Origin of the sequence: Cedecea neteri, assembly GCF_000757825.1 — a bacterium.
In the GTDB taxonomy this organism is placed as follows: domain Bacteria; phylum Pseudomonadota; class Gammaproteobacteria; order Enterobacterales; family Enterobacteriaceae; genus Cedecea; species Cedecea selenatireducens.
The window spans coordinates 1,665,194-1,689,816 of the sequence record NZ_CP009451.1 but is presented as its reverse complement, the minus strand read 5'-3'; the positions used below and the strand labels follow the sequence as shown (position 1 = coordinate 1,689,816).

Here is a 24,623-nt window from a genome sequence, read left to right as displayed (position 1 = left end):
ATTCAAAGTGCACTTTGATATTCATGCTGTCGTCCACGGACGACCACGCAATAATGGTCACCGCCAGCAGCAGGTAAAGTACAAACAGGCGAACGGCGGTTTTCATCGTGCGAAGCTCTCAGCAATAAAGCGGTCCATGGCGACCCACGCCAGCTCGGTCGGATGCAGGCGGTCCCAGTTCCAGCCGTTTTGGTAAGGCTGGGCGTACATATCGAAATAGCGCACCTGGTTTTGCTCGAGATATGCCCTGATCTGGCGGTCGACGGGCTGGAATTTTTGGGTGTTTTTCAGCGCCCAGGGGTTAAGCGGGTCAACAATCACCACAAACTGGGCATGGCGCGACTTCAGCAACTCGATGGTGGCCTTGAAGGCTTCCATCTGGCTGTTTACCACCGGCGTTTCATACCACTCTTCCGCCGCTTTCTCGTCGTCATAAACGCTTTTGTCCATCCACAACGTCGCGGCGCTTTCCTGGCGGACCAGGTTTAACTCACGGGCGTGAGCCAGCTGCTGGTTCCAATCGGGAGCCACGTAGCTTTTAGCCGATTGCGGCCAGGGGCGGTGCGTCTCAGGCACAATACGCAGCAGCGCCAGCCAGTGGTTTTTGACCATCGTGCAGAAGTTAGCAAACTCATAATTAACTTCCTGCCAAATAATTTGCGGATGCCAGCCATATATTTTCATTTCGCCAAAGGTTAAATGGCTAATGTCCTCTCTATCAATGTGATGTAAATAATTGACGAGGTAAGGACGGGCTTTTTCATCCTCCATCAGGGGATTAAAAATAGCGGCCGGGAAATGATCGGCAAAAATGGCTGGAGGAATTGTGTCAAAATAAAAACTGTCCGGGGCAAACAACAGAACCACTTTACTGTTTGCGTTAAGGTCATTTTTAAAACGCGAAAGCAGCAGGAACTGAGTGATGTTATCCACATAACTATCCCCGTAGGCCACCACCGGCTGATGTAATTGCTTATTAAAGTAATTATATACCGCGTAATGTTCATCTTCCGAGGTCGACACTTCGGAGGCCCCGAGGAAAAATAGCGCATTGCCTTGTAATGCATGGGAAATCGTCGCTATTTTCTCTTTTTGTTCTTTCGGCGTGCCCTCCATTGATTTAATCAACGGCTGGAATGTTAGCGGCGTGGAGAAGCTCGTCACCAGGGCGGGAACGCAAAGGAGCAAGACGGCAAGCAGCGCCATCAGGATATGCAGGCAGAGTGTATTTTTGATGTTCATTATTAATGTAAGGTTACATGACTACCGTTTGTTTAAAATTTGTTATTTTTTATCAACACAACAAACCATCCCTGTGTACCGCAGCACTATATACCAGGCATCCCCCCGATGATGAGCGTTGCTGTGTAACGGTATGTACAATGAACGTAGCGGGGTAATAATAATTAGCGGCGTTATGTCAACATAAATCTGGTCAGACTGTGGGGATTTTCACCGTCGTTTATGTCAGGTTGTCGATCTCTCCTGTATCGATTTATGATAAAGACAATCAATGCCCGGCGGATAAGCAAAGATGAGAGAAATAACTTTTTTCACCGGCGGAGGAACTTAATTGTTTATTTATAAGTGATGTTTTTGAGTAATATTTTAAATAGTGGTAAATAAAATAAATTCTTAAGGTTAATTTAATATATTGATGCTTTGGGTGTTAATAATGGCATTGATTTTACTGGCTTTTATTTTCATTGCGTACCTGGCTACCTGTCGTGGAAGGGATAAAGAAAATAAAGCTGCATTTTATCGGCGGCTGGAGCAATATGTTTGTCCGTTCCGTTATGAGTTGCCTGAAACCTTCACCGTGAGTTAATGCCATGAGTTTGAAAATACGCAGAGCAAAACCTGAAGATGCCCCGCTTTTGGCGGCGCTGGGTAGCACCAGCTATCGCTATCACTTTGAACAGTATTGGGTTTCCGATGAGGAACTTCAGGCCTTTATTGAGCAGGAATACGCCCAGGATACGCTGGCCGAAAGCCTGGCCGATCCTACGGTCAGCTGGTTTATTGCCGAGGCTGAAAAGCCGGTCGGGTTTACCAAAATCAGCTGGAACCGCCCGGTACCGGAGCATTCTTTTGCCGGCGCTTTGCTTAACAAGCTCTACCTGGCGCCCGGCGAGACGGGTAAAAACTACGGCAGGCTGCTGTTCGAAGAAGTGCTGCAGCTGGCGCAGAAACGAGAGCAGAGCTACCTCTGGCTGGAAGTGCTGGAGGGGAACCTCGGCGCAAGGCGGTTTTACCAGGCCCAGGGTATGCGCCACTTAACCAGCGAAACGTTTTCCAGCGCCACGCAAACCAGCACCATACATATTCTGGGCAGGAGTCTTTAAACGTGATCAAATCAGGTCTTCTGTCTGCTTTTTTGATTGCCGCACTGAGCCTGCCTGCGGCGGCCATTGCCACACCGAACGTTCAGGTTGGCTTTTCGCCGGAAGGCTCGGCGCGGGCGCTTGTGCTGCAGGTTATCGCCGGGGCGAAAAAGTCTATCCGCATGATAGGTTACTCCTTCCAGGCTCCCGACATTGCTCAGGCGCTGGTGGACGCGAAAAAGCGGGGCGTTGAGGTGCGCGTAGTGGTTGATAAAAAGCGCAATCAGAACAAAGCCAGCCTGAAAGCGATGAACTTTGCCGTCGCGAACGGCGTTCAGCTGCGCATCGACGGGCATTATCACATCCAGCACGACAAAACGATCATCGTGGATGATCAAACCGTTGAAACCGGTTCGTTTAATTACGCGCCTTCAGCGGAAACAGAAAACAGCGAAAACGTGGTGGTGCTCCGCGACATGCCGGACATCGCCCGCCAGTACGTTGCCCACTGGGAAAGCCGCTGGGCGCTGGGCGTGCCTTTCAAATTAATTCAATAAACTTTTCCACCCCATACCTTCACTCGTCCTTGTGAGCCCTTTTGAAAACCTGATTGATGTTTCATTTGTTATGTTATAACGTTCTTTCTTTTCGTGTAAGGGATACACAAGGGGACATTATGATCATGAGAAAATCGGCGTTTATTCTGGGCATGGGCGTGTTGCTGGCTGGGCATCAGGCGCTGGCGCACGGTCATCATCACGGCAAGCCGTTGACTGAAGTGGAACAAAAGGCGAGTGAAGGGATCTTTGACGACGTGAACGTGAAAGATCGCGCCCTGTCCGACTGGGACGGCGTCTGGCAGTCGGTCAATCCGTATCTGTTGAGCGGGGATCTGGATCCTGTGCTGGAGAAAAAAGCCAAAAAGAGTGGCAAGAGCCTGGCGGAGTACCGGGCGTATTACCAAAAGGGCTATGCGACAAACGTGGAGACGATGGGTATTGAAAATAACGTCATCGAGTTTCACGTCGGCAAAGAGGTGCAAAGCTGCCGCTACGACTACGCCGGACACAAAATCCTGACCTACACCTCGGGAAAGAAGGGCGTTCGTTATCTGTTTGAGTGCAAAGATGCGCAGTCAAAAGCGCCGAAGTTCGTCCAGTTTAGCGACCACATCATTGCCCCGCGTCAGTCGCAGCATTTCCATATCTTTATGGGGAGTGAATCACAAGATGCCTTGCTGAAAGAGATGGATAACTGGCCGACGTTTTACCCGTACAATATGACCAAAGCCCAGGTTGTCGACGAGATGCTGCATCACTAACGAAGTTAAGCGGGCGCGTCTTCGCGGCCCGCTGCTTTGACGCTTAGAACAGGTAACGAGTCCCAATGGTGAACTCGCTGGAGGCCAGGCGAGCCTTCATCTGCTCGTCCTTCAGGCCGCGCACGTTGCCGAAAGTGTTGTAGCCACTTTCCACTTTTCCCATATCCACATAGCGGTAGCCAACGTCGATGCTCAGGCGATCGACTGGCGAGTAGCTGACGCCCGCGCCCAGCGAATAAGCGAGATTGTTTTGCGTGCTGTCGGCATATTCACGGGACGTGTTGCCCTGCCAGCCGCCGGCTTTCACTTTTGCAACGCCGACGCCAGCGGTACCAAATAGCGACACGCCATAGCCGAGATCGTAGTCGCGATAAACGTTAAGCATCAGCCGCTCGGTGTTCAGCTTCAGGTGGTTGAAGCTTGTCGGGAAAGCGGTGGAGCCGCTGGTAAACTCGGTTTTCTGGCGGAAGGTGTATTCCCCTTCGGTGCGCCAGCCGTTGCCGTACTGGTAGCCCGCCGCCAGCGAAGCGCCGCCGAGCCTGTCTTTTTCTTTGCCGTCAACAAACTGGCCAACGCCCGGGCGGCTGCTGGTGTCCTGGTCGCTGGCACGCTGTTCGCTGTGCACGTATTTCGCCGAGGCGTAGTAGCCTTCATCGCTGGTGGCCGCGACGGCATGTCCAGCGCTCAGCAAAAGCGCCAGCGCCAGTAAACTTTTCTTGTGATTCATATCCCGCACCTTGTCGTGTTAGCCCGCGTTCAGCTCTTTATCAATGCTTTTCAGCCCTTCCAGCGCACAGGCCTGATCCAGATGGCCGCCCGGTGCGCCGCCGACGCCGACCGCGCCAATCACCTGTTCACCGGCCTTCACCGGCACGCCGCCCGCCAGCAGCAGGAAGCCTGGGATATCACGCATATTGGCCGCACCCGCGTTGGACTGAGAGCCTTTCATCACGTTGTCGGTTGGGTTTTTAGTGGTCAGGGAAGTGAAGGCCTTCATGCGGCTGGCTTCCACCGTGTGCGGCCCGGCGTTGTCCATGCGCTTCATCACCAGCGGCGTGCCTGAGCGGTCAACCACGGTGACAGCCACGTTGTAGTTATCTTTGGCGCACACCTGAAGGACGCTTTGTGCCAGCTTGTCGGCCAGCTCAAGGGAGATGTTTTTCTGGCTCAGCACGCCGGTGGCGGCGCTGGCGGTAGAGACGATGCCGCCCAGCAGCAGGGCGCTTAACAGAAGACGTTTCATGATGTTGCTCCAGAGTTGTTGGTTATGGGGCAATATTATGAAACGAGGCGCAGGCGGGAAATTGACGCGAACACCTAACTTTCCAGGTAGTTTTACTTAGGCTCTTTGGCGATGTCGCCGTAGGTTTTTAGCAGCTTAGGCAGGGAATTCACTTCCAGCTTGGAGAAAATATTGGCGCGGTGCGCTTCCACGGTGCGAGGGGAAAGCGAGCACTGCTGGGCAATTTCCTTGCTGGAATAACCCTGAATGAGCTGCTCCAGCATCTCTTTTTCTCGCGCGGTAAGCATCGCCAGTTTCTCCTGCAGCGGCCGCCATTTTTGCCGTGCCTCAAACCGGGCCTTTTGCTGTTCCATCGCCGCCCCGACGGCCTCGAACAGCAGATCGGCATCAACGGGCTTGGTCAGAAACTCAAAGGCACCGTTCTTAAAAGCCCGGCGGCACAGGTCGATGTTGCCGTGTCCGGTCATGATAATCACCGGCAGCGTCAGGCCTTGCTGCGTCCATTCCTCCAGCAGCGTCAGCCCGGTTTTTCCCGGCATCCGAATATCCAGCAGCATGCAGCCGTCGAGCTGGCTAAGGTCACCGGCGTGCTGCTGAAAAGCCAGGGCGCTGTCGAAAGCGTGAGTTTGCCAGCCGACGGTAGAAAGCAGGAGGCTCAGCGAGTCGCGAATGGCGGCGTCATCGTCAATCAGCCAGATGCGCGGTTCCATTATTTCTCCTCATCCCGTAGCGGGAACCAAAGGCGGAAGCAGGCTCCGCTTCCTGGCGTGTTGCCGGCTTCAATGGTGCCGTTCAGGCGCTGTATTAGCGTATCGGCGAGCGCCATTCCTAGCCCGATGCCTTGCGCGCGGGTGGTGAAGAACGGGATAAAGACCTGTTCCAGCGCTTCGGGGGAAAGCCCCGGCCCGCCGTCGGTCAGCGTCAGCGCGATACCCTGATTTTCAATCCTGGCGTCCAGATGTATCCAGCCTGTACCACCGGTTTGTGCCTGAATCGCGTTACTGGCGATGTTATGCAGGATTTGCTCCACCCAAAGCGGCGGGGCAAACAGCGGCGGCAGGTCGTCAGCAAACTGGCTGGTGGCGCGGATTTTGCCGCCGCGAAGTTCGTTATCCAGAAGTTTACACACCCGCTGCCAAAGTCTTTGGAGATCGACCTGCTGGTACTCGGCACGTTCGCTGGTGAGCTTCTGGCGGAACTGGCTGAGCAGGGCGTCGATGCGCTTGATTTGTAGCACGGCGGCATCCAGCAGGTCAGGAACCTGGGCCGGATTCTCCTGCTTGATCAGCCTCACCGCCGCCTGGTTGTAGCTCATAACGGCGGTTAGCGGCTGGTTTAGCTCATGCACCATGCCTGCCGCCAGCTCCCCCATGGTATTCAGCCGCGTCAGTTCGGCGTAGCGGGCGCGTAGATCGGCAATATCCCGGCGGCGCTTATTCGCCTGATACAGCGTCAGCAAATAAATCGCCAGCGCCCAGAAAAGTGCAGGAGAAAAGATAAGCCACCAGGGCAGCTTCGCCCATTCAGGGCTGTCGCTGACCGAAACTAAAAACGGCTGCGTAGGGCTGGCGACGGTTTTATCCCACCGCCAGTAATCTGCGGCGGCGTCGCCATGTTCGCAAAGTATTGTGTTATTCCAGCTGATGGCCAGATGCCTGAAGTTCTTTTTCTCGCCGAGCGTGTCGAGCAACGTCGGGAGATCAATCAGCAGCGAAAGGTTAGGGCGGTTCAGCCAGTAGCGGCCATGGGCTTCAGCAACGACGGGCAGGCGCGGTTCAAGGTTGTTATGCCGCCGCCACAGGACAAGCTGCGGCAGGATCTTTTGTACTTCACCGGCGTCCTGACTGGCCGGCAGCAGCGGGATGATGGCGTCGTGCTGCGACAGCTTGACCGTAATTTCACGATAAAGAATGCGGAAGTCGGCGGACTTCTCTTCGTACTGCTGCTGCAAGAACCAGGCACCAAGCCCCGCGCAGCTAAGCAGCGTGAGCAGCAGCCAGCTGATTATCCTTAACATGCGGAGTCCTTTTGTCGGCGACGGGTTAAAACGTGGGCTTCAGTATGGAGTAACTTTTAGGCAAAAAAAAGACGGGCGCTTGTGTGCCCGTCTTGTTCAGCTTTTAGAAAACTCAGTGTTTGTTACAGCCCGCGCACTGTTTGTTCTGGATCTGCTGGAAGAAGTCGTTGCCTTTGTCATCCACCAGGATAAACGCCGGGAAGTCTTCCACTTCGATTTTCCAGATGGCTTCCATACCCAGCTCAGGGTATTCCACCAGTTCAAGGCTCTTGATGCTGTTTTGCGCCAGTACGGCAGCCGGGCCGCCGATGCTGCCGAGGTAGAAGCCGCCGTGTTTGTGGCAGGCGTCCGTCACCTGCTGGCTGCGGTTACCTTTGGCCAGCATTACCATGCTGCCGCCGTTGGCCTGCAGCTGATCCACGTAGGAATCCATGCGGCCTGCGGTGGTTGGGCCCAGGGAACCAGAGGCATAACCTTCAGGCGTTTTAGCCGGGCCCGCGTAGTAAATCGGGTGATCTTTCACGTACTGCGGCAGCTCTTCCCCGTTGTCCAGGCGCTCTTTCAGCTTCGCGTGGGCGATGTCACGCGCCACGATGATGGTGCCGCTGAGCGACAGACGGGTGGAAACAGGGAACCCGGACAGCTGAGCGAGGATCTCGTTCATCGGGCGGTTCAGGTTCACTTTCACCGCTTCGCCTTCCCCGGCCTGACGCAATGCTTCCGGAATGTATTTGCCTGGGTTGCTTTCCAGTTTCTCAATCCAGATGCCGTCTTTGTTGATTTTCGCCTTGATGTTACGGTCGGCGGAGCAGGAGACGCCCATGCCGATCGGGCAGGATGCGCCGTGACGCGGCAGGCGAACCACGCGGATGTCGTGGGCGAAGTATTTGCCGCCGAACTGGGCGCCCAGGCCGAGCTTCTGCGCTTCTTCCAGCAGTTCTTGTTCAAGCTGCACGTCGCGGAACGCCTGGCCGTGCTCGTTGCCTTCGGTTGGCAGACCGTCGTAGTAATGGGTCGACGCCAGCTTCACGGTTTTCAGCGTAGATTCAGCGGAGGTGCCGCCGATAACAAACGCCACGTGGTACGGCGGGCAGGCTGCGGTGCCCAGGGTACGCATTTTCTCAACCAGGTAATTTTTCAGCTTCGCCGGGGTGATCAGCGCTTTGGTTTCCTGGTAGAGATAGGTTTTGTTGGCCGAACCGCCGCCTTTAGCCACACACAGGAATTTGTATTCGTCGCCGTCCACGCTGTAGAGGTCAATCTGCGCTGGCAGGTTGGTGCCGGTATTCACCTCTTTGTACATATCCAGCGCCGCGTTCTGAGAGTAGCGCAGGTTATCTTCAATATAGGTGTTGTACACGCCCTGAGACAGCGCCGCTTCATCGCCGCCGCCGGTCCAGACGCGCTGGCCTTTTTTACCCATGATGATGGCGGTGCCGGTGTCCTGGCAGGTTGGCAGAATGCCTTTGGCCGAGATTTCGGAGTTACGCAGGAACTGCAGCGCGACGTATTTGTCGTTTTCGCTGGCTTCCGGGTCGCTCAGGATGCTCGCCACCTGCTGCTGATGGGCCGGGCGCAGCATAAAAGCCGCATCGTGAAACGCCTGCTGTGCCAGCAGGGTCAGCGCCTGAGGATCCACCTTAAGAATGGACTGGCCTTCAAATTCGCTGACGGAAACGTGGTCGCGGGTTAACAGGTAATATTCGGTGTCGTCATGCGCCAGCGGGAAGGGATTTTGGTAAACAAAAGGTTTGTTCGACATAGCTCATTACTCCATAAAAATAAACCGCCGGAGGTCACCCTCCAGCGGCTTTAAATCAGAACATCAGGGACATCCACGGATAACCAATCACCAGCAGCGCGACCAGGAACAGGCCGCCGAAGATGGTGCCCAGGCGCCAGTAATCTTTGGTTGGCAGGTAGCCGCTACCGTAGTAGATAGGGCTCGGGCCGGTGCCGTACGGGGTGATGATGCCCATGATACCCAGCGAGGTCACCATCAGCAGACAGAACACTTCCATATTCATGCCCGGAATGGTGGAGGCGATGGTCAGCATCGCCGGCAGCAGCGCGGTGGTATGCGCGGTGGTGCTCGCAAACAGGTAGTGCAGCAGGTAGAACGCCAGCAGCAGCACGATGGTCGCGGTGCCAGGGGCGATGCCGGTCATCAGCGCGCCGCCTTCTTTACCTAACCAGGAGATGAAGCCGGTAGAAGACAGACCATCGGCCAGGGCAACCAGGGTGGCGAACCAGACGAAGGTGTTCCACGCCGCTTTGTTATTGGTGATGTCGTTCCAGTTCAGGACGCCGGTCCACAGCATCAGGACGATAACCAGCAGGGCAGCCAGCGCAGGCTCAATCCAGCTTGCCGCGAAGATCCACATCACCAGCGCGGAGCAGACGAACACCAGCAGCAGGATTTCGTTGCGGGACAGTTTGCCCAGTTTTTCCAGCTCACGGCTCGCCCATTTCGGCACTTCGTCGTTCACTTTCACTTCAGGCGGGTAGAGCCAGTAGGCCAGCAGCGGCATGGTCAGCAGTAACAGCAGGCCAAGCGGCAGGAAGGCGAGGAACCACATGCCCCAGGAGATGTTGATCCCGACGATGCTTTTCACCAGCGCCAGCGCCAGCAGGTTAGGGGCCAGGGCAGAGAGGAACATTGAGCTGGTGATACAGGCTGCGGTAATCGCCACCCACATCAGGTAAGAACCGATTTTACGTGCGCTCGGGTCGTTAGGTTTAGAGCCGTACAGCGGCGGCAGGTTGGCGATAATCGGGTAGATTGTCCCGCCGCTACGTGCGGTGTTGGACGGGGTAAACGGCGCCAGCAGCAGGTCGGCGAAGGCAATGGCGTAGCCCAGCGTCAGGCTGCGACGGCCAAGGTATTTCACCAGAATCAGCGCCAGGCGACGGCCAAACTGGGTTTTATCGTAGCCGGCGGCGAACATAAACGCGCCGAAGATAAGCCAGACGGTAGAGTTACCGAAGCCGCTGACCGCCCATTTAAAGGAGGCACCTGCCAGCTTGAATTTCGGGTCGGCCATTTGCTCCGGGCTGAACAGCAGCCACTGGCTGCCGAGCGAAATGACGACGATCCCGGTCAGGCCGATAACGGCGCCCGGCAGCGGCTCGAAGATAAGCCCGACGATGACGCCGACGAAGACAGCAAAGAAGTGCCAGGCGTACGGCGGCAGGCCGTCCGGAACCGGAACCAACAGCAGCAACAATGCCACAATGACGGGCAGCGCCATCATCAGCCAACGTTTGTTGCTGCCTGCTTTTTTAGTGCTCTCGTTGAGCGGCGGTAGATTGGTGGTTATTACACTCATAATGACACCGTTATAAGGAGTTAAGGATTCTGTTTTTATTTCCGCTTACTTTAGTTTTTAAACTTTCTTTATTAATTAAATGTTGTTTTCTGGTTGTAGCGGAAATAACCATTCATCGCTTTTTATCAGCGGTGAATTAAATTCTTTGGATAATTATATATTGCGCTTTCGGGGTATATGACAATTGATCGAGATCAAGAAACAGCATTCTGTTTATTCTTTTATAAAAAAATAATAGTTCGCCTGTTTGCAGGGTTATTTACGCAAAAAAGTTATCAATTTGATCATTAAAAATGCGCCTTTAAGTCCATTTTTAGTGGTTCAAGCTGACTCGATTCCGCTCCTTGTAAGGCCTGGCTTGTGTTTTTGTTGTTCGTGAGCAAGGTAACTGAAATGTTATATTAATTTAATAATCTGTTATCTTTTATATTTTAATTAATAACACGTTGTGGGTAATTGTGTTATCACCGTTCTTCAATAGTTTTTAAACTAACGTAAATAGTTTGGTAACTAAAAATAGTCTTATATTGTTGATATGCGAAATGGCCAATAACCAGAATGAAAATAGTGCCAGCAACCCAATTCTCAGTTTTAAAATTTAAAGTTTGGAGTCGACATTATGAGCACCGACAAACACATGTTAAGCCCATTTACTTTACCTAACGGTACGGCGTTAAAAAATCGTCTGTTAATGGCACCGATGACCACCTGTACCGGGTATTTTGATGGCACCGTGACCGAAGAGCTGGTGGAATACTACCGCGTACGCGCCGGCAGCATCGGCACCATCGTGGTGGAATGCTGTTTTATTGACGATCTGGGCCTCGCTTTCCCGGGCGCTATCGGGATTGATAACGACGAGAAAATTGCCGGACTGGCGAAAATCGCCTCCGCGATTAAGGGTGAAGGCTCCAGAGCACTGCTGCAGATTTACCACGGCGGCCGCATGGTCGACCCTAAGCTCATCGGTGGCCGTACGCCGGTTGCGCCAAGCGCGCTGGCTGCACCTCGTGACGGCGCAGCTACGCCGAACGCCCTGACCACTGAAGAAGTGGCAGGCATGGTGGGCAAATTCGGTGACGCCGTTCGCCGCGCAATTCAGGCCGGTTTTGACGGCGTGGAAATTCACGGCGCAAACACCTACCTGATCCAGCAGTTCTATTCCCCGAACTCAAACCAGCGCGACGACGAATGGGGCGGCAGCCGCGACAACCGCGCTAAGTTCCCGCTCGCTGTGCTGGATATCACCCATCAAATGGTGCGCCAGTACGCCGACGACGCGTTCATCATCGGCTATCGCTTCTCCCCGGAAGAGCTTGAAGTCCCTGGGATTCGCTTTGACGACACCATGTACCTGCTGGAAAAACTGGCCGCTCGCGGTCTGGACTACCTGCACTTCTCCCTGGGCTACTCGCTGCGTCCGTCGATCAACGACACCACTGACCCAACGCCGCTGATCAACAAATACTGCGAAATGCGTTCAGAGGCGCTGGCGCAGATCCCGGTGATGGGCGTGGGCGGCATCGTGAATGCTTCCGACGTGGAAACCGCGCTGGAGCACGGTTATGACCTCGTGGCCGTAGGCCGCGCCTGCATCGCCTACCCGGACTGGACTGCCCGCATCGCCAACGGCGAAGTGCTGGATCTGTTTATCGACAGCACCAAACGTGAAGAGCTGACCATCCCTGAGCCGCTGTGGCGCTTCTCGCTGGTCGAGGCGATGATCCGCGACATGAGCATGGGCGGCGCCTCTAAGTTCAAACCGGGGATTTTCGAAGAAACCGTTAGCGATGACGTCAACCAGCTGGTGATCAACGTCAGCTTAGACAGCGATCGTATCGCCGATATCGCGCTGGCCTCTGGCCCACAGGACGACGTTGAATTCACCACTAACTTCGAAGAAATTCGTACCCGCATTCTGACCGCTAACTCGCCGTTTGTGGACGCCATTTCTGGCGCAACGTCCCAGAGCGAAGCGGTGAAAAAAGCCGTTTCTAAAGCGATGGTGAAATCCAGCAAACAGCAGGCGTTTGAAGAAAGCGGCGGCGTTAGCGCCCCGCAGAGCTACGACGTTGTGGTCGTAGGCAGCGGCGGTGCCGGTCTGGCGGCGGCGATTCAGGCGCATGACGAAGGTGCCAGCGTTCTGATCGTTGAGAAAATGCCGTCCATCGGCGGGAACACCGTTAAGGCTTCAGCCGGGATGAACGCGGCGGAAACTCGCTTCCAGCGCGTAAAAGGCATTTTCGACAGCAAAGAGCTGTTCTACGCCGAAACCCTGAAGGGCGGCTACAACAAAAACAACCCTGAGCTGCTGCACCGCTTTGTGGAAAACGCCCCGCAGGCGATTGAGTGGCTGGCGGATCGCGGCATCATGCTGAACGACATCACCACCACCGGCGGGATGAGCATTGACCGTACCCACCGCCCTCGCGACGGATCGGCGGTTGGCGGCTATCTGATCAGCGGCCTGCTGCGTAACATCAACAAACGCAGCATCGACGTGCTGATGGAAACGGCGGTAACGGACATTCTGTTTGAGCAGGGCGCGGTGAGCGGCGTAGCGCTGCTGACGGACGAAAACGAAGCGCTCACGGTGCACGCGAAAAGCGTTATCGTGGCGACCGGCGGCTTCAGCGCCAACAGCCAGATGGTGGTGAAATACCGTCCTGACCTGGAAGGGTTTGTAACTACTAACCATAAAGGCGCGACCGGCGGCGGTATCGCCCTGCTGGAAAAACTGGGTGCCGGCACGGTGGATATGGGCGAAATTCAGATTCACCCAACCGTAGAGCAAACCACGTCGTACCTGATTTCTGAGTCCATTCGCGGCGGCGGGGCTATCCTCGTGAACCAGAAAGGCAGCCGTTTCTTTAACGAAATGGAAACCCGCGATAAAGTGTCGGCGCAGATTATCGCGCTGCCGGAGAAATTCGCTTATATCGTGTTCGACGAGAACGTGCGCACTAAAAACAAAGCGGCGGATGAGTACATCGCCAAAGGCTTTGTGGTTAGCGCTGAAGGTCCACGCGAGCTGGCGGAAAAACTCGGCATGGATTACCACACGTTCCTCGCCACGCTTGAGCGTTACAACGGCTTCGTGGAAAATCAGTACGACGAAGATTTTGGCCGTAAAACCGCGCTGCGTAACCCGATTAAAGATGGCCCGTTCCACGCCATCCGTATCGCCCCAGGGGTGCACCACACCATGGGCGGCGTGACCATCAACGCTGAAACCGAAGTGCTGGATAAACAGCATCAGGTTATCCCTGGCGTGTTCGCCGCGGGTGAAGTGGCCGGTGGGATTCACGGCGGGAACCGCATCGGCGGTAACGCGGTGGCTGATATTATTGTCTTTGGTACCCTGGCGGGCCATCAGGCGGCAAGCTGGGCAAAACGCTAAGCCCGAATGCGCTCCGGCCAGTGCCGGGGCGCAACCCTTTCAGCTAAAGGAGCCGCTATGTCACAAACCGAAGGTGTTTACGGGTACTCCGCGGTATTAATGGGTTCGCCCATCCTCCTCAAACTGTTCGAACATAACGAAACGCTCGCCTCTCAGGTGTTCCGCCTGATTAAACAATACGAAGACCTCCTGACCGTTAACCGGGCCGAATCCCAGGTGATGAGCATTAATCACGCCGCGGGCAGGCACCCGGTCACCGTCAGCCGCCCGGTGTTTGAGCTTATTAAGTGCGCGAAAGCCGCCAGCCTGTTTCCCGACAGTATCTTTAATCTGGCCATCGGCCCGCTGGTGAAACGCTGGAAGATTGGCTTCAAGGGCGACAGCGTCCCGCCGGAGCAGGATATTGCCGCGCTGCTGCCGCGCACGCAGCCGCATCAGGTGGTGCTGGACGAAGCCGAAGGCAGCGTTTATCTGGCGCATACCGGCATGGAAATCGATCTGGGCGCGATAGCCAAGGGCTATATTGCCGACCGCGTACGTGACTTCCTGAAGCGCCAGGGCGTGGAGCAGGGGCTGATTAATCTCGGGGGCAACGTGCAGACCCTGGGCTCGCCGGAAGGCGGCTGGTCCATTGGCCTGAAAAAGCCGTTTAGCGGCCCCGACGAGATGCTGGGCGTGATTGAGGTGGCAAACAAGTCGGTGGTGACGTCCGGCGTTTACGAGCGCTATTTCGAACTGGATGGCAAACGCTATCACCACATTCTCGATCCGCGTACCGGCTACCCGCTGGACAACGATCTTGATAGCGTGACGATCGTTTCCACCGACTCCATAGACGGGGATATCTGGACCACGTTGATTTATGGCATGGGCGTAGAAAAAGGCTGTGCGGTGTTGGCAAATCGCCCCGATATCGAGGCGATTTTTGTGACCAAAAGGCGAGAGATTATTCTCTCTTCCGCCAGCCAGTTCCGCTTTACGTTACTGGCTGACGGCTACCAACTGATTACTGGCAGTACTGCTTAAGCAGGCCAAGCTGCTCAACCTGCAGGCGGTAGCGGTAAACCGGGCGGCCGGTCATGCCGTAGTGAATGCTGGTGAACAGAATATTAATCTGTGCGAGCCAGATCAAATACTTACGGCATGACACGCGAGAGATATTCACCGCCGCCGCCAGCTCGTCGGTGGAGAACTCTTCCGTTGGGTGCGTGTCGATCCACTGGCAAATGGTGCGCAGCGTTTGCGGCGTCAGCCCCTTCGGCAGGCGCTTGGCGTCCGCCACCACCGGCGAGCCACCGTGCAGCAGACGGTCGACGTCAGCCTGCTCATAATACTTATGGGTGCCCATCAGGTTTTTCTTCTCGCGCCAGTTGGTTAGCGCCTCTTCAAAGCGCGGGAACTGGAACGGTTTAATCAGATAATCGACCACGCCGTAGTGCATCGACTTCTGGATGGTGGCCGCGTCGGCCGCCGACGAGATAACGATCACGTCGATGGTTTGCCCCGCTTCACGCAGCGTAGGCAGCAGATCCAGGCCGTTATCCTGCTGCATATACACATCCAGCAGAATTAAATCTATTTTTAACTCCGGGTTGCTGACCATCTCCCGCGCCTGTTTCAGCGTGGAGGCGGAACCGCAGCAGCTAAAGCCCGGGATTTGGCTGACGTAGGCGCGGTTAAGCTCCGCGACCATCGCATCATCATCAACAATTAAGACATTAATCACGCATTGTTCCTTTCACTATCCCAGGGTAACTGCACAAAGAATTGGGTGAAGACGCCGGGTTCTGACTCCACCTGAATACTGCCGCCAAGCCGCTCAATCTGCTGCCGGGCGAGGAACAGGCCTACGCCACGCTGCTCGCCTTTGGTGGAGTAGCCTTTGTCAAAAATAGACTGAATATGGTCCGGCTCGATGCCCGGCCCGTCGTCGCTCACTTCGACGCTCAGCACGCCGTTCTGGTAATGCAGCAGGACGCCGACTTCGCCGTCAGGCTGGCCGCTCATCGCGTCCAGCGCGTTTTCTATCAGGTTGCCCAGCGCGGTAATCAGCGCCATCACCTGCAGCTCGTTCGGGTTGTCCGGCAACTGGCATTCCTCTGCAAGCGCCAGGTGATGGCCCGCTTCACGCGCGCGGTTAATCTTGCCAATCAGGAACCCGGCAATCACCGGCGACTTAATTTTGCTCTGCAGCGTGCCAATTTCCGTCTGGTAATTGCTCGCGGTTTGCAGAATGTACTCTTCAAGCTTGTCGTAATGCTTAAGCTGCAGCAGGCCGAGGATCACGTGCAGCTTGTTCATAAACTCGTGTGAGCGCTCGCGCAGCGCGTCGACATAATTCACCATGCCGTCTACACGCTGGGTCAACAAATTGATTTCCGTTTTATCGCGGAAGGTGCTGATGGCGCCGATCACCTGGTTATTTATACGAATTGGCACGGCATTACACAATACCAGCCGGCCGTAGCTGATGATTTGCCTGTCCTGAATTGACGTGCCGGTGTGGAGCACTTCGCACAGCGTCGCCACCAGCGGCCCCGGCGGCACGGTTTTGCCGAGGCGGAAATCGTCCGGGGAGAGCAGCAGCTTGCGCGCCGCGTGGTTGATGAGCGTTACCCGGCCCTCGCGGTCAACGGCGATAATGCCCTCTTTAACGGACTGAAGCATCGCCTGGCGCTGCTCGAACAGCGCGGAAATTTCATACGGTTCGAAGCCGAACAGAATGCGCTTCAGCACGCGCACCAGCACCCAGGTGCCGAGCGAGCCGAACAGGGCGCTGAACAACACCGTCCAGAGCACGCTCCAGCGGCTTTTGCTGATCTGCTCGTCCACTTTGCTGAGCGAAATACCGATGGCCACCACGCCAATCTGCTTATGCTGCTCGTCATAAACCGGGGTAAATACGCGTAAAGCCTCTGCCAGCACGCCGTGGTTGATCGAGACGTTCTCTTTGCCTTCCAGGGCCGGGAAAATGTCATCACCGATAAAATGGGAGCCAATATTGCCGGGCTGAGGGTGCGAAAAGCGGATGCCGTTCATGTCGGTCACCACCACGAACAGCAGATCGTTACGTTCCTGCACGCGGGTGGCGACCGGTGGAATAATGTCTTTGCCGTGCGGCTGCGTCAGGCCGTATTTGATGGTCGGGTCGTCGGCCAGGGTTCTCGCCACCGCCAGCGCGGTGTCTTTCAGGCCGCTGCGGGTGGCGTTGCTTATCTGAATAAAATACAGCGCATAGACCACAAGCAGCACCGAGCCGATGACGGCGCACAGCATCAGCGTCACCGAGGTGCTGAGTTTCATCGGGCGTTTGGCCGTTGTTTGCGGGGGCTTCGTGTCGCTCATGGTTGTTCCGGTCCGGGGCGCAAACGCTGATTATCGCCGAAGGAACAGGATTGTAAAAGCCGTGTCAGAGATAGCGGCCAATATACCTCTGCGGAGAAACGCCCAGCTTTTTCCGGAACATAGCGATAAACGCGCTGCTGCTGGCGTAGCCGAGCGTGCTGGAGAGCGTGCTGATGGTGGTGCCGCGTGCAAGATGGCAGACGGCTTCCACCAGGTGCATCTGCTGCCGCCATTCGGTAAAACTGAGCTGCGTCTCTTCCCGGAACAGCCGCGACAGGGTTCTTTCGCTCGCACCAACCCGCTTGCCCCACCAGGCGAGGGTTTCGCGCTGGGAAAGGTCGCTGCACAGCGCGTCGCAAAGCTGGCGAATGCGGCGGTCGTGGGGTAGGGTGATGTGGCACAGGGCGATGTCCTGCAGGCGCAGCAGTTCGTTGTGCAGCAGGTCATGCAGCAGCCAGAGGCGCTGAGGGTCGGCTGGCTTTTCCAGCCCCGCCACGGTGAGGGACTGAAACAGCGGCGTGACGGCCAGGCTGCGGCTGTGGCGGCTGAACGCGGCCGAGGCTGCAGGCGTCATGTACAGGTTGTGGGTCACCACTTTGCCGATGGCCTCTAAGCCGTGCGGCAGGCGCCCCGGCAGCCAGAGCGCGTGGCCGGGGGCGACGACCCAGACGTTTTGCTCGCTGCGGATCTTCGCCACGCCGCTGACCGGGTAAATCAGCTGGCCCTGTTCGTGGGCGTGAAACGGTTCCTGGCTTCCTGCGCTATAATGGAGTTCTCGTACTTCCAGCAACGCTTCCTGCGGACTCTGCTGTGTGCCTTGCTTTATCATCTGTTGCCTGCCGTTCGTCCGATTCTCGCCATTTCATGACGCAGTAGCGCGTTAAGACAATCTCTGTCCGCTTTGCGATATCTCTCCATCCGATCGCGCTATTCTGCCACGGGTGCTCTTCTCTTTTAAAGGTGAATAATTATCATTTCGATCCTCTTCTTATAACATGATACGGTCGATATGAAACAGGGCGGATGGGTAAACGGGAACATGCCTTTAAAGGCGTTAAGTTGTGCAGTCTTTGCGGCGTGCGCGGGCTTTGCCCAGGCAGCGGACAAGCCTGCTACGCAGGATGGCACGATGGTCGTTACGGCCACGGCACCTTCTTCTTCCGGCCAGGAAGATGAAACCAGCATTGTGGCGCATGAGGCGGTGGCGGGCACCAAATCCAGCTCGCTGATTAGCCGCACGCCGCAGAGTATTTCGGTGGTGACCCAGGCGCAAATCGCGGCCATGGCGGCAAAGAACATTCCGGAGACGCTGCGCTATGTGGCGGGCATTTCTTCCGAAAGCGCAGGGCCGGATACCCGCTTTGATACCATCATGGTGCGCGGCTTTGAGGCCGACGAATATCTGGACGGCCTGCGCCTGCCGCGTGAAGCCTGGTGGAGCCGCCCGGCGTGGGACCCGTTCCTGCTCTCCCGCATTGAAGTGGTCAAAGGACCCGCTTCGGTGCTTTACGGCCAGGCGAACCCTGGCGGCGTGGTGAACCTCGTCAGCAAAACGCCGCAGGCCCAGCCGGGCGGCCAGGTTTACGTCAGCGCCGGGAATAACAGCCAGTTCGGTACCGGTTTTGACGTCACCGGCCCGCTGACCGACAGCAAAGAGTGGCTCGGCCGCGTGGCGGGCACCTTCTTCGATACCAAAACCCAGGTCGATCACACCCGCTACCAGCACTACGATATTGCGCCGTCCGTCACCTGGCAGCCGAACGACCGCACCAGCCTGACGCTGCTGGCGCAGCTGCGCCAGGACCCCGATACCGGCTTCTACAATATGCTGCCGATGAAGGGCACGCTGGTGAACAACCCGAACGGTCACATCGGCACAGATTTCTACGGCGGCCAGCCTGGATTTGACTCCTACACCCGCAGGCAGGGCAGCATCGGCTACCAGTTCCGCACCGAGCTGAACGACAGCGTCACCCTGCGCCAGAACGTCCGCTACAGCAGCAGCAGCGCGGATTACCGCATGGTGTACCCGTTCGGCACCTACGCGACCCAGCCGCTGGTGGACCGTTACTCCATGAACCTCACCGAGACGATGAGTAACTTTGCGGCGGATAACCAGGCTGAATTCCGTTTCGATACCGGCCCGGTGTCGCACACCGCGCTGCTTGGCGTGGACGTGATGCACTCTTCGGTGCGCAGCCGGGCGGGCTACGGCGACGCTTCGCCGCTGAATTACCTCCACCCGGACTACAGCACGCCGGTTGAAGTGCCTGAGTTCACCAGCAGCAGCCATTCGACGATGGATCAAACGGGGCTTTACCTGCAGGATCAGCTGGCGCTGGACAACTGGGTGATGAGCCTGGCGGGGCGCTACGACAGCGCGCAAACCAAAGCCACCAACCTGCTGAACGACACTCACCAGACTCGCAACGACTACGCGACAACCGGCCGCGCGGGGCTGCTGTACCACTTTGATAACGGCATTGCGCCATACATCAGCTATTCGACCTCGTTCGTGCCAGGCGCCGGCACCGACTTTAACGGTAACGCGTTTAAGCCAACCAAAGGCAAGCAGACCGAAGTCGGGCTGAAATACGATCCGGTTGGGATGGACGCGCTGTTTACGCTTGCGCTGTTCGATCTGCGCCAGACTAACGTCGCCACGCCGGATCCCGATCACGTTAACTACAGCGTGCAGACCGGCGAGATCCGCTCCCGAGGGATCGAGCTGGAAGGAAAAATTAACGTTACGCCAGCCTGGCAGATCCTTGCTTCTTACTCGCTGACCGACCCGGAAGTGCTGAAAGCGAACGACGGCAGCGAAGGCAAACACCCCACGGGGATTTCACGCAACCTGGCTAAACTCTGGAGCCAGTACGCGTTCAGCGGCCCGCTGGACGGCTTCTCCCTCGGCGGCGGCGTGCGTTACGTCGGCCCAAGCTATGCCACGACCGACAACTCGCTGCAGGTGCCTGGAGCCACGGTGTATGACGCCCGCATTGGCTGGCAGTACCGCCAGTGGCAGCTCGCGCTTAACGCCGCCAACCTGACGAACAAAACTTACCTCGCCGCCTGCCAGAACAACGGCTGTGAGTACGCGGTTAAGCGTCAGTACGTGGCCACGTTAAGCTACCAGTGGTAAGCGAATGCTCTCCCGCAGACGTTTACTAACCCTTGCGCTGGCTGCCCCGTTTATCGGGGCGGCTGGTGCCGTTTCAGGTCCTCCGCAGCGCGTGGCCGTGCTCGACTGGGGGCTGACCGAGCTGATTCTGGCGCTCGGCGTCACGCCGCAGTCGGTTTCTGCTCCCGACTGGTACCGTAAGCTGATTGGCACCCCGGAACTGCCCGCCAGCGTGGTGGATATTGGCCTGCTGTTTCAGCCGAACCTCGAAACGCTGTACGCGCTGAAGCCCGATCTTATGGCGATCACCCCAGGCCATGCGCTGCTCAAGCCCCAGTTGGAGCGCATCGCGCCGACGCTTACCCTGCCAACCGGCAGCCTCGCCGAATGGCAAATCGCCCTCAATAAGCTGTCTACCGTCCTGCAGCGTGCACCTCAGGCGCGTGCGGTATTGGCGGCCTTTGAACAGGCCGCGCTTCGTGCCCGAGCAGCGGCTGAAGCTTATCGACGCCCGCTACTGATCGCCACGCCGATAGACGCCCTGCATATGCGGCTGTACGGCGCAGGCAGCCTTGTGGGAGATGTCTTAATCCGCTGCGGGTTCCGTAATGCCTGGCAAGGCGGCGTTAATTCCCAGGGAGAAGCGATGGTCGAGCTGGCGCGCATCGGTGCAGAAGATGCCGGGCTGATTCTGCTGCCGGAAGATGGCCAGCTGCCGCTGATTCAGCGCTGGCAAAGTTCATTGCTGTGGCAGCGCCTGCCGCTCACTTTTCAGCCTCAGCTGGCTTTCCCTGCGCAAAAATTCAATTCCGGCGGCGCGCTGGTGACGGCGACACGTATAGCCGAAGCGCTGGGGCAAATTGTGACGGGGTGGCAACGTGGCTGAGACGGGAAAAACGACGGCTTCCTGGCTGCTGATAGCCGCACTCTGGGCGGCAAGCCTGATCGTGGCGCAGCACGGCGGGCTTGTTCACGGCCTGAGCGTGCTGTTCAGCTCGCAGATGCCGGATGCGCAGGCGGTGATCCTGCATTCCATGTGGTTCCCGCAGCAGGTGATGGCGTGGCTCGGCGGCGCGGGGCTGGCGATTTGCGGCTGGCTGATGCAGCGGGCGCTGCGCAATCCGCTGGCGGAGCCGATTACCCTCGGCATGACCTCCGGTGCGACGCTGGCTTTAGGCGTGGCTTCGATGTGGTTCCCGGCCACGCTGCTAACGGCGCGCACCGGCGTGGTGATTACCGGGGAACTTGCCGCTTTGCTGCTGGTTCTGCTGCTTGCGTGGCGGCAGCGCCTGTCGCCGCTGGTGATGATTCAGGCGGGGATGCTGGTCAACCTGTGGTGTGGCTCGCTGACGATGATCATGGCGGTAATCAACGATCGTTTTCTGCTGTCGGTGCTGATGTGGGGCGGCGGCTCGCTGGCGCAGCAGGACTGGGGCGGCGTGACGACGATCCTGCCCTGGCTGGGGCTGTGTTTGCTGGCATTGCTGTTGTTGCTTCGCCCGCTGGCGCTGCTCAGGCTGCCGGAGGCGATGGTGAGCAGCTTAGGTGCTTCTCCGCTGCTGATCCGTTCGGCGGCGATGGCGCTGGCTTTAGTGATGAGCGCTTTCATCATTAATAGCGTCGGGGTGATTGGTTTTATCGGCCTCGCCGCACCGCACCTGGCCCGGTCAGGTGGGGCGCGAACCACGCGGCAAATGCTCTGCCATTCGCTGCTTATCGGCGCCGGCTTGCTGTGGTTCACCGACCTTTGCGTGAGTCGCATTACGCTGCTGGACGGGCAACTGCTGCCCGTCGGCATGCTAACCGCCTTAACCGGCGGGCCGCTGCTGATCCTGCTGGCCTCTAAAGCCCGGCATCAGGTGCTGGACACCACGCCTTCGGCCTGGGAAGGCGAGGCGGGTGGCGGGCGCTTCCCGGCGGGCATGGCCTTTGCGCTGCTGCTGGTGGCTATCGTGCTGTCGCTGTTTGTCGGGCAGGGGCTGCACGGCTGGCACTGGACGACGCTTGCGGAACAGCACGCTCTGCTGCCGATGCGGCTCCCGCGGCTGCTGGCGGCATTAAGCGCCGGAGCCTTGTTAGCCGCGGCGGGCGTGCTGATGCAGCGCGTCAGCGGCAACCCGCTGGCAAGCCCGGAGATCCTCGGCATCGGCGGCGGGGCGGCCATGGGCGTGACGGCGTTTCTGCTGCTGTTTCCTGCCGGAGGCACGGGACTGATGATCCTCAGCAGCGCCTCCGGGGCATTAATTAGCCTGCTGGTGACGCTGTGGAGCAGCCGCCAGAGCGCCTTTAACCCGCAGCGGGTGCTGCTGAACGGCCTGGCGCTGAATGCGCTGTTCCAGGCCATCGCCAGCATCGTGATGCTCAATAACCGGCAGGCCAGCTCAATGCTGCTGCAGCTGATGACCGGCAGCACTTACTACGTCAACAACGGCATCGCCATCGGCGTGTTCTTCGCCATGCTGGTGCTGCTTGCGCTTTCTCCACTCTGCAAACGCTGGCTGCTGCTGTTGCCCCTCGGGCAGGTGAGCGGCTCGCTAGGCGTGAACGTGGCGAAAGCGAGGATTAGCGTGCTGGCGCTGGCCGCCTTGATGACCGGGCTTGCCACGCTGATCGTCGGCCCGGTGTCGTTTGTCGGGCTGCTGGGGCCGCACCTGGCGCGCAAGATGGGGGCAAAACGCCCGATGGCGCAGCTGTTCACCGCCGCGCTGCTGTCCGCGCTGATTATGGTGCTGGCGGACTGGATGGGCCGCAATTTTCTTTATCCGCGTCAGCTGCCCGTGGGGCTGGTGGCGTCGCTGGTCGGCGTACCGCTGCTGGTATGGCCGCTGATCCGTAGCCGGGCGCATACACATCAACAATAGCGCCGGGAGAGTAATGTCGAAAAGGAAGCAACAATGTCTCTGTTAATGATGCTGTTCCGCCTGGTGGGCGGCTGGCTGGCACTGGCTGCCTTTGCCAGCGTGGTCAGCGGGCTCAGCAACGCCTCGCTGCTGGCGGTGATCAACCATAGCCTGACGCTGCCGCCCGATGGGCTGGCCGATGTGGCGCTGAAGTTTGTGCTTCTTGCCGCGCTGATGCTCACCACTCGCGTGCTGGCTGAAACGCTGTTTATGTGGCTCGGGCAAAAGGTGAAGGCGACCTTGCGTAAAGACGTAGTGAATCACGTCAGCCAAACCGCCTGGGCACAGCTGGAGAAAACCGGCATGGCAAAGGCGGTGTCTATTCTGACGCAGGATCTCGACACGCTGGTGGTCTTTTTCGTCAGCCTGCCGGGGCTGCTTATCTATGGGGCGGCGATTGTCGGCTGCCTGATCTACCTCGGCACGCTGTCGTGGCAGGTTTTGCTGCTGGCGCTGCTGGTGCTAGGCCTGGGGGCAATGGGCTATCGCGCCGCCCACGGCAAAGCGCTGGGGCTGCTGCGCAGCTCACGGCAGCGGGAAGATACGCTGATTGCCCAGTGCAAGAAACTGTTCGACGGCGGACGTGAGTTTCGCCTTAACCCACCGCGCAGGCGGCATTTCGTCGACGGGCCGCTGAGCGAAAATATCGAAGCGGTTCGCCTCGAACGCACGCGGGGCTACGTGTTTTACGGCCTGGCAAAAAGCTGGGGCAGCGTGCTGTTCTTCGCGTTTATCGGCGTGGTGCTTTATTGGCTGCGGGAGTCCCTGGCGCTTAGCCCGGCGGTGATGACCGGCTACACGATGATTTTTCTGTACATGATTGTGCCGGTAGAAGGCGTGCTCTCGGCCTTGCCAACGCTGACCAGCGCCCGCATCGCGCTCCAGCGAATCGCCCAGCTTAAAGCCGACCTGCCGCAGGAAAAGCTGCTGCCGCTGAAAAGGCCGCCACAGTTCGACAGCCTCGAGCTGACGGACATTCGCTACGAATATCAGGGCGAGGAGGGGGAACGTTTTACCCTCGGGCCGCTCAATCTTTGCTTCACCCGGGGCGAGCTGGTCTTTCTGGTGGGCGGCAACGGCAGCGGGAAAACCACGCTGGCGAATTTGCTGGTTGGCCTTTACCCGCCGGACGGCGGTGAAATCAGGCTTAACGGTATGCAGGTTACGGCGGAGCAGCGTGAAATCTACCGCCAGCACTTCGCCGTGGTGTTCAATGACTTCTTCCTGTTTGATGACGTGGACAACGTGCATGAGCGCACGGTGGACCAGGTGAATAAGCTGCTGCATCTGCTGAAGCTCGACCACAAAGTGGCCTTCCGCGACGGGCGTTTTTCGACAACCGCGCTTTCCCAGGGGCAGCGTAAACGCCTCGCGCTGCTGCAGGCCTGGCTGGAAAACCGGCCTTTCTATCTGTTTGACGAGTGGGCGGCGGACCAGGATCCCGGCTTTAAAGAGGTGTTCTACAAGGTGCTGCTGCCAATGTTAAAAGCGGAGGGCAAAACGGTGCTCGCCATTACCCACGACGACCGCTATTTCCCGCTGGCGGACAGGCTAATTAAGCTGGAGTCCGGGAAAGTGGTGGCAGACAGCGTGGTCAGGCCGCTGTCTGCCTGAATCGTGGAT

19 protein-coding genes are annotated in these 24,623 nt (G+C 57.6%); 9 read left to right on the top strand and 10 right to left on the bottom strand.

Features of this window, described 5'->3' with window-relative positions:
- Positions 1–102: 102 nt before the first annotated feature.
- Positions 103–1,242: a D-alanyl-lipoteichoic acid biosynthesis protein DltD gene (locus JT31_RS07725; RefSeq protein WP_038475257.1), complete on the bottom strand. Its 1,140-nt coding sequence runs from the start codon at positions 1,240–1,242 to the stop codon at positions 103–105.
- Positions 1,243–1,832: 590 nt separating this feature from the next.
- Between JT31_RS07725 and JT31_RS07720 the strand changes: the two genes are divergently transcribed.
- The 3 genes from JT31_RS07720 (at position 1,833) to zinT (ending at position 3,645) form a co-directional block, all read left to right on the top strand.
- Positions 1,833–2,345, top strand: a complete 513-nt coding sequence (locus tag JT31_RS07720; RefSeq protein ID WP_038475255.1) for a GNAT family N-acetyltransferase — start codon at positions 1,833–1,835, stop codon at positions 2,343–2,345.
- 2 nt (positions 2,346–2,347) lie between these two features.
- Positions 2,348–2,881 (top strand): phospholipase D family protein, encoded by a 534-nt coding sequence (locus tag JT31_RS07715; RefSeq protein ID WP_419177772.1) that lies wholly within the window; start codon positions 2,348–2,350, stop codon positions 2,879–2,881.
- A gap of 125 nt (positions 2,882–3,006) precedes the next feature.
- Complete coding sequence (gene zinT / locus JT31_RS07710) at positions 3,007–3,645, top strand: metal-binding protein ZinT (RefSeq protein ID WP_370527381.1); 639 nt, start codon at positions 3,007–3,009, stop codon at positions 3,643–3,645.
- A gap of 43 nt (positions 3,646–3,688) precedes the next feature.
- Here the strand turns inward: zinT and JT31_RS07705 are convergent, their stop codons facing one another.
- The 6 genes from JT31_RS07705 to JT31_RS07680 form a co-directional block, all read right to left on the bottom strand.
- Positions 3,689–4,372, bottom strand: a complete 684-nt coding sequence (locus JT31_RS07705) for an outer membrane protein (protein WP_081948172.1) — start codon at positions 4,370–4,372, stop codon at positions 3,689–3,691.
- An 18-nt stretch (positions 4,373–4,390) separates the two neighbouring features.
- Positions 4,391–4,888, bottom strand: coding sequence for a GlcG/HbpS family heme-binding protein (locus tag JT31_RS07700; protein WP_038475248.1), 498 nt, complete (start codon positions 4,886–4,888; stop codon positions 4,391–4,393).
- A gap of 92 nt (positions 4,889–4,980) precedes the next feature.
- Entirely contained in the window at positions 4,981–5,598 is a 618-nt protein-coding gene (locus JT31_RS07695; RefSeq protein ID WP_038475246.1) for a response regulator transcription factor, read from the bottom strand.
- Positions 5,598–6,905, bottom strand: a complete 1,308-nt coding sequence (locus JT31_RS07690; protein ID WP_038475244.1) for a sensor histidine kinase — start codon at positions 6,903–6,905, stop codon at positions 5,598–5,600. Before JT31_RS07690 ends, JT31_RS07695 begins: the two co-directional genes overlap by 1 nt.
- A gap of 112 nt (positions 6,906–7,017) precedes the next feature.
- Positions 7,018–8,667 carry a class I fumarate hydratase FumA gene (gene fumA, locus JT31_RS07685; protein ID WP_038475242.1) on the bottom strand — a complete coding sequence of 550 codons (1,650 nt, stop codon included), beginning with the start codon at positions 8,665–8,667 and terminating at the stop codon, positions 7,018–7,020.
- 55 nt (positions 8,668–8,722) lie between these two features.
- Positions 8,723–10,234 (bottom strand): DASS family sodium-coupled anion symporter, encoded by a 1,512-nt coding sequence (locus JT31_RS07680; protein ID WP_038475240.1) that lies wholly within the window; start codon positions 10,232–10,234, stop codon positions 8,723–8,725.
- Between the two features lie 619 nt (positions 10,235–10,853).
- On the opposite strand from JT31_RS07680, the gene JT31_RS07675 reads away from it, so the two are divergent.
- Both JT31_RS07675 and JT31_RS07670 read left to right on the top strand, forming a co-directional pair.
- The gene (locus JT31_RS07675) at positions 10,854–13,634 is read left to right on the top strand and encodes a flavocytochrome c (RefSeq protein ID WP_038475238.1); all 2,781 of its coding nucleotides are present in this window, start codon (positions 10,854–10,856) and stop codon (positions 13,632–13,634) included.
- A 57-nt stretch (positions 13,635–13,691) separates the two neighbouring features.
- A complete protein-coding gene (locus JT31_RS07670) occupies positions 13,692–14,660 on the top strand; it encodes an FAD:protein FMN transferase (RefSeq protein WP_038475236.1) in 969 nt (322 codons plus the stop codon).
- On the opposite strand, the gene dcuR is transcribed toward JT31_RS07670, so the two are convergent.
- The 3 genes from dcuR to JT31_RS07655 all read right to left on the bottom strand — a co-directional run bounded on the left by dcuR (position 14,641) and on the right by JT31_RS07655 (position 17,808).
- Entirely contained in the window at positions 14,641–15,360 is a 720-nt protein-coding gene (gene dcuR / locus JT31_RS07665; protein ID WP_038475234.1) for a two-component system response regulator DcuR, read from the bottom strand. The two genes, JT31_RS07670 and dcuR, sit on opposite strands and share 20 nt — an antisense overlap.
- Positions 15,357–16,979 (bottom strand): sensor histidine kinase, encoded by a 1,623-nt coding sequence (locus JT31_RS07660; RefSeq protein WP_038475231.1) that lies wholly within the window; start codon positions 16,977–16,979, stop codon positions 15,357–15,359. The genes dcuR and JT31_RS07660 overlap by 4 nt, the downstream gene beginning before the upstream one ends.
- 64 nt (positions 16,980–17,043) lie before the next feature.
- Entirely contained in the window at positions 17,044–17,808 is a 765-nt protein-coding gene (locus JT31_RS07655) for an AraC family transcriptional regulator (RefSeq protein ID WP_038475229.1), read from the bottom strand.
- A gap of 180 nt (positions 17,809–17,988) precedes the next feature.
- On the opposite strand from JT31_RS07655, the gene JT31_RS07650 reads away from it, so the two are divergent.
- From JT31_RS07650 to JT31_RS07635, 4 genes are read left to right on the top strand one after another with little or no spacing between them, the layout of a single operon-like run.
- Positions 17,989–20,121 carry a TonB-dependent siderophore receptor gene (locus tag JT31_RS07650; protein ID WP_038475226.1) on the top strand — a complete coding sequence of 711 codons (2,133 nt, stop codon included), beginning with the start codon at positions 17,989–17,991 and terminating at the stop codon, positions 20,119–20,121.
- Positions 20,122–20,125: 4 nt separating this feature from the next.
- Positions 20,126–20,986, top strand: a complete 861-nt coding sequence (locus JT31_RS07645) for an ABC transporter substrate-binding protein (protein WP_038475224.1) — start codon at positions 20,126–20,128, stop codon at positions 20,984–20,986.
- A complete protein-coding gene (gene fhuB / locus JT31_RS07640) occupies positions 20,979–22,961 on the top strand; it encodes a Fe(3+)-hydroxamate ABC transporter permease FhuB (protein ID WP_038475222.1) in 1,983 nt (660 codons plus the stop codon). The genes JT31_RS07645 and fhuB overlap by 8 nt, the downstream gene beginning before the upstream one ends.
- 33 nt (positions 22,962–22,994) lie before the next feature.
- Positions 22,995–24,614 (top strand): cyclic peptide export ABC transporter, encoded by a 1,620-nt coding sequence (locus JT31_RS07635; RefSeq protein WP_038475219.1) that lies wholly within the window; start codon positions 22,995–22,997, stop codon positions 24,612–24,614.
- Positions 24,615–24,623 lie beyond the last annotated feature (9 nt).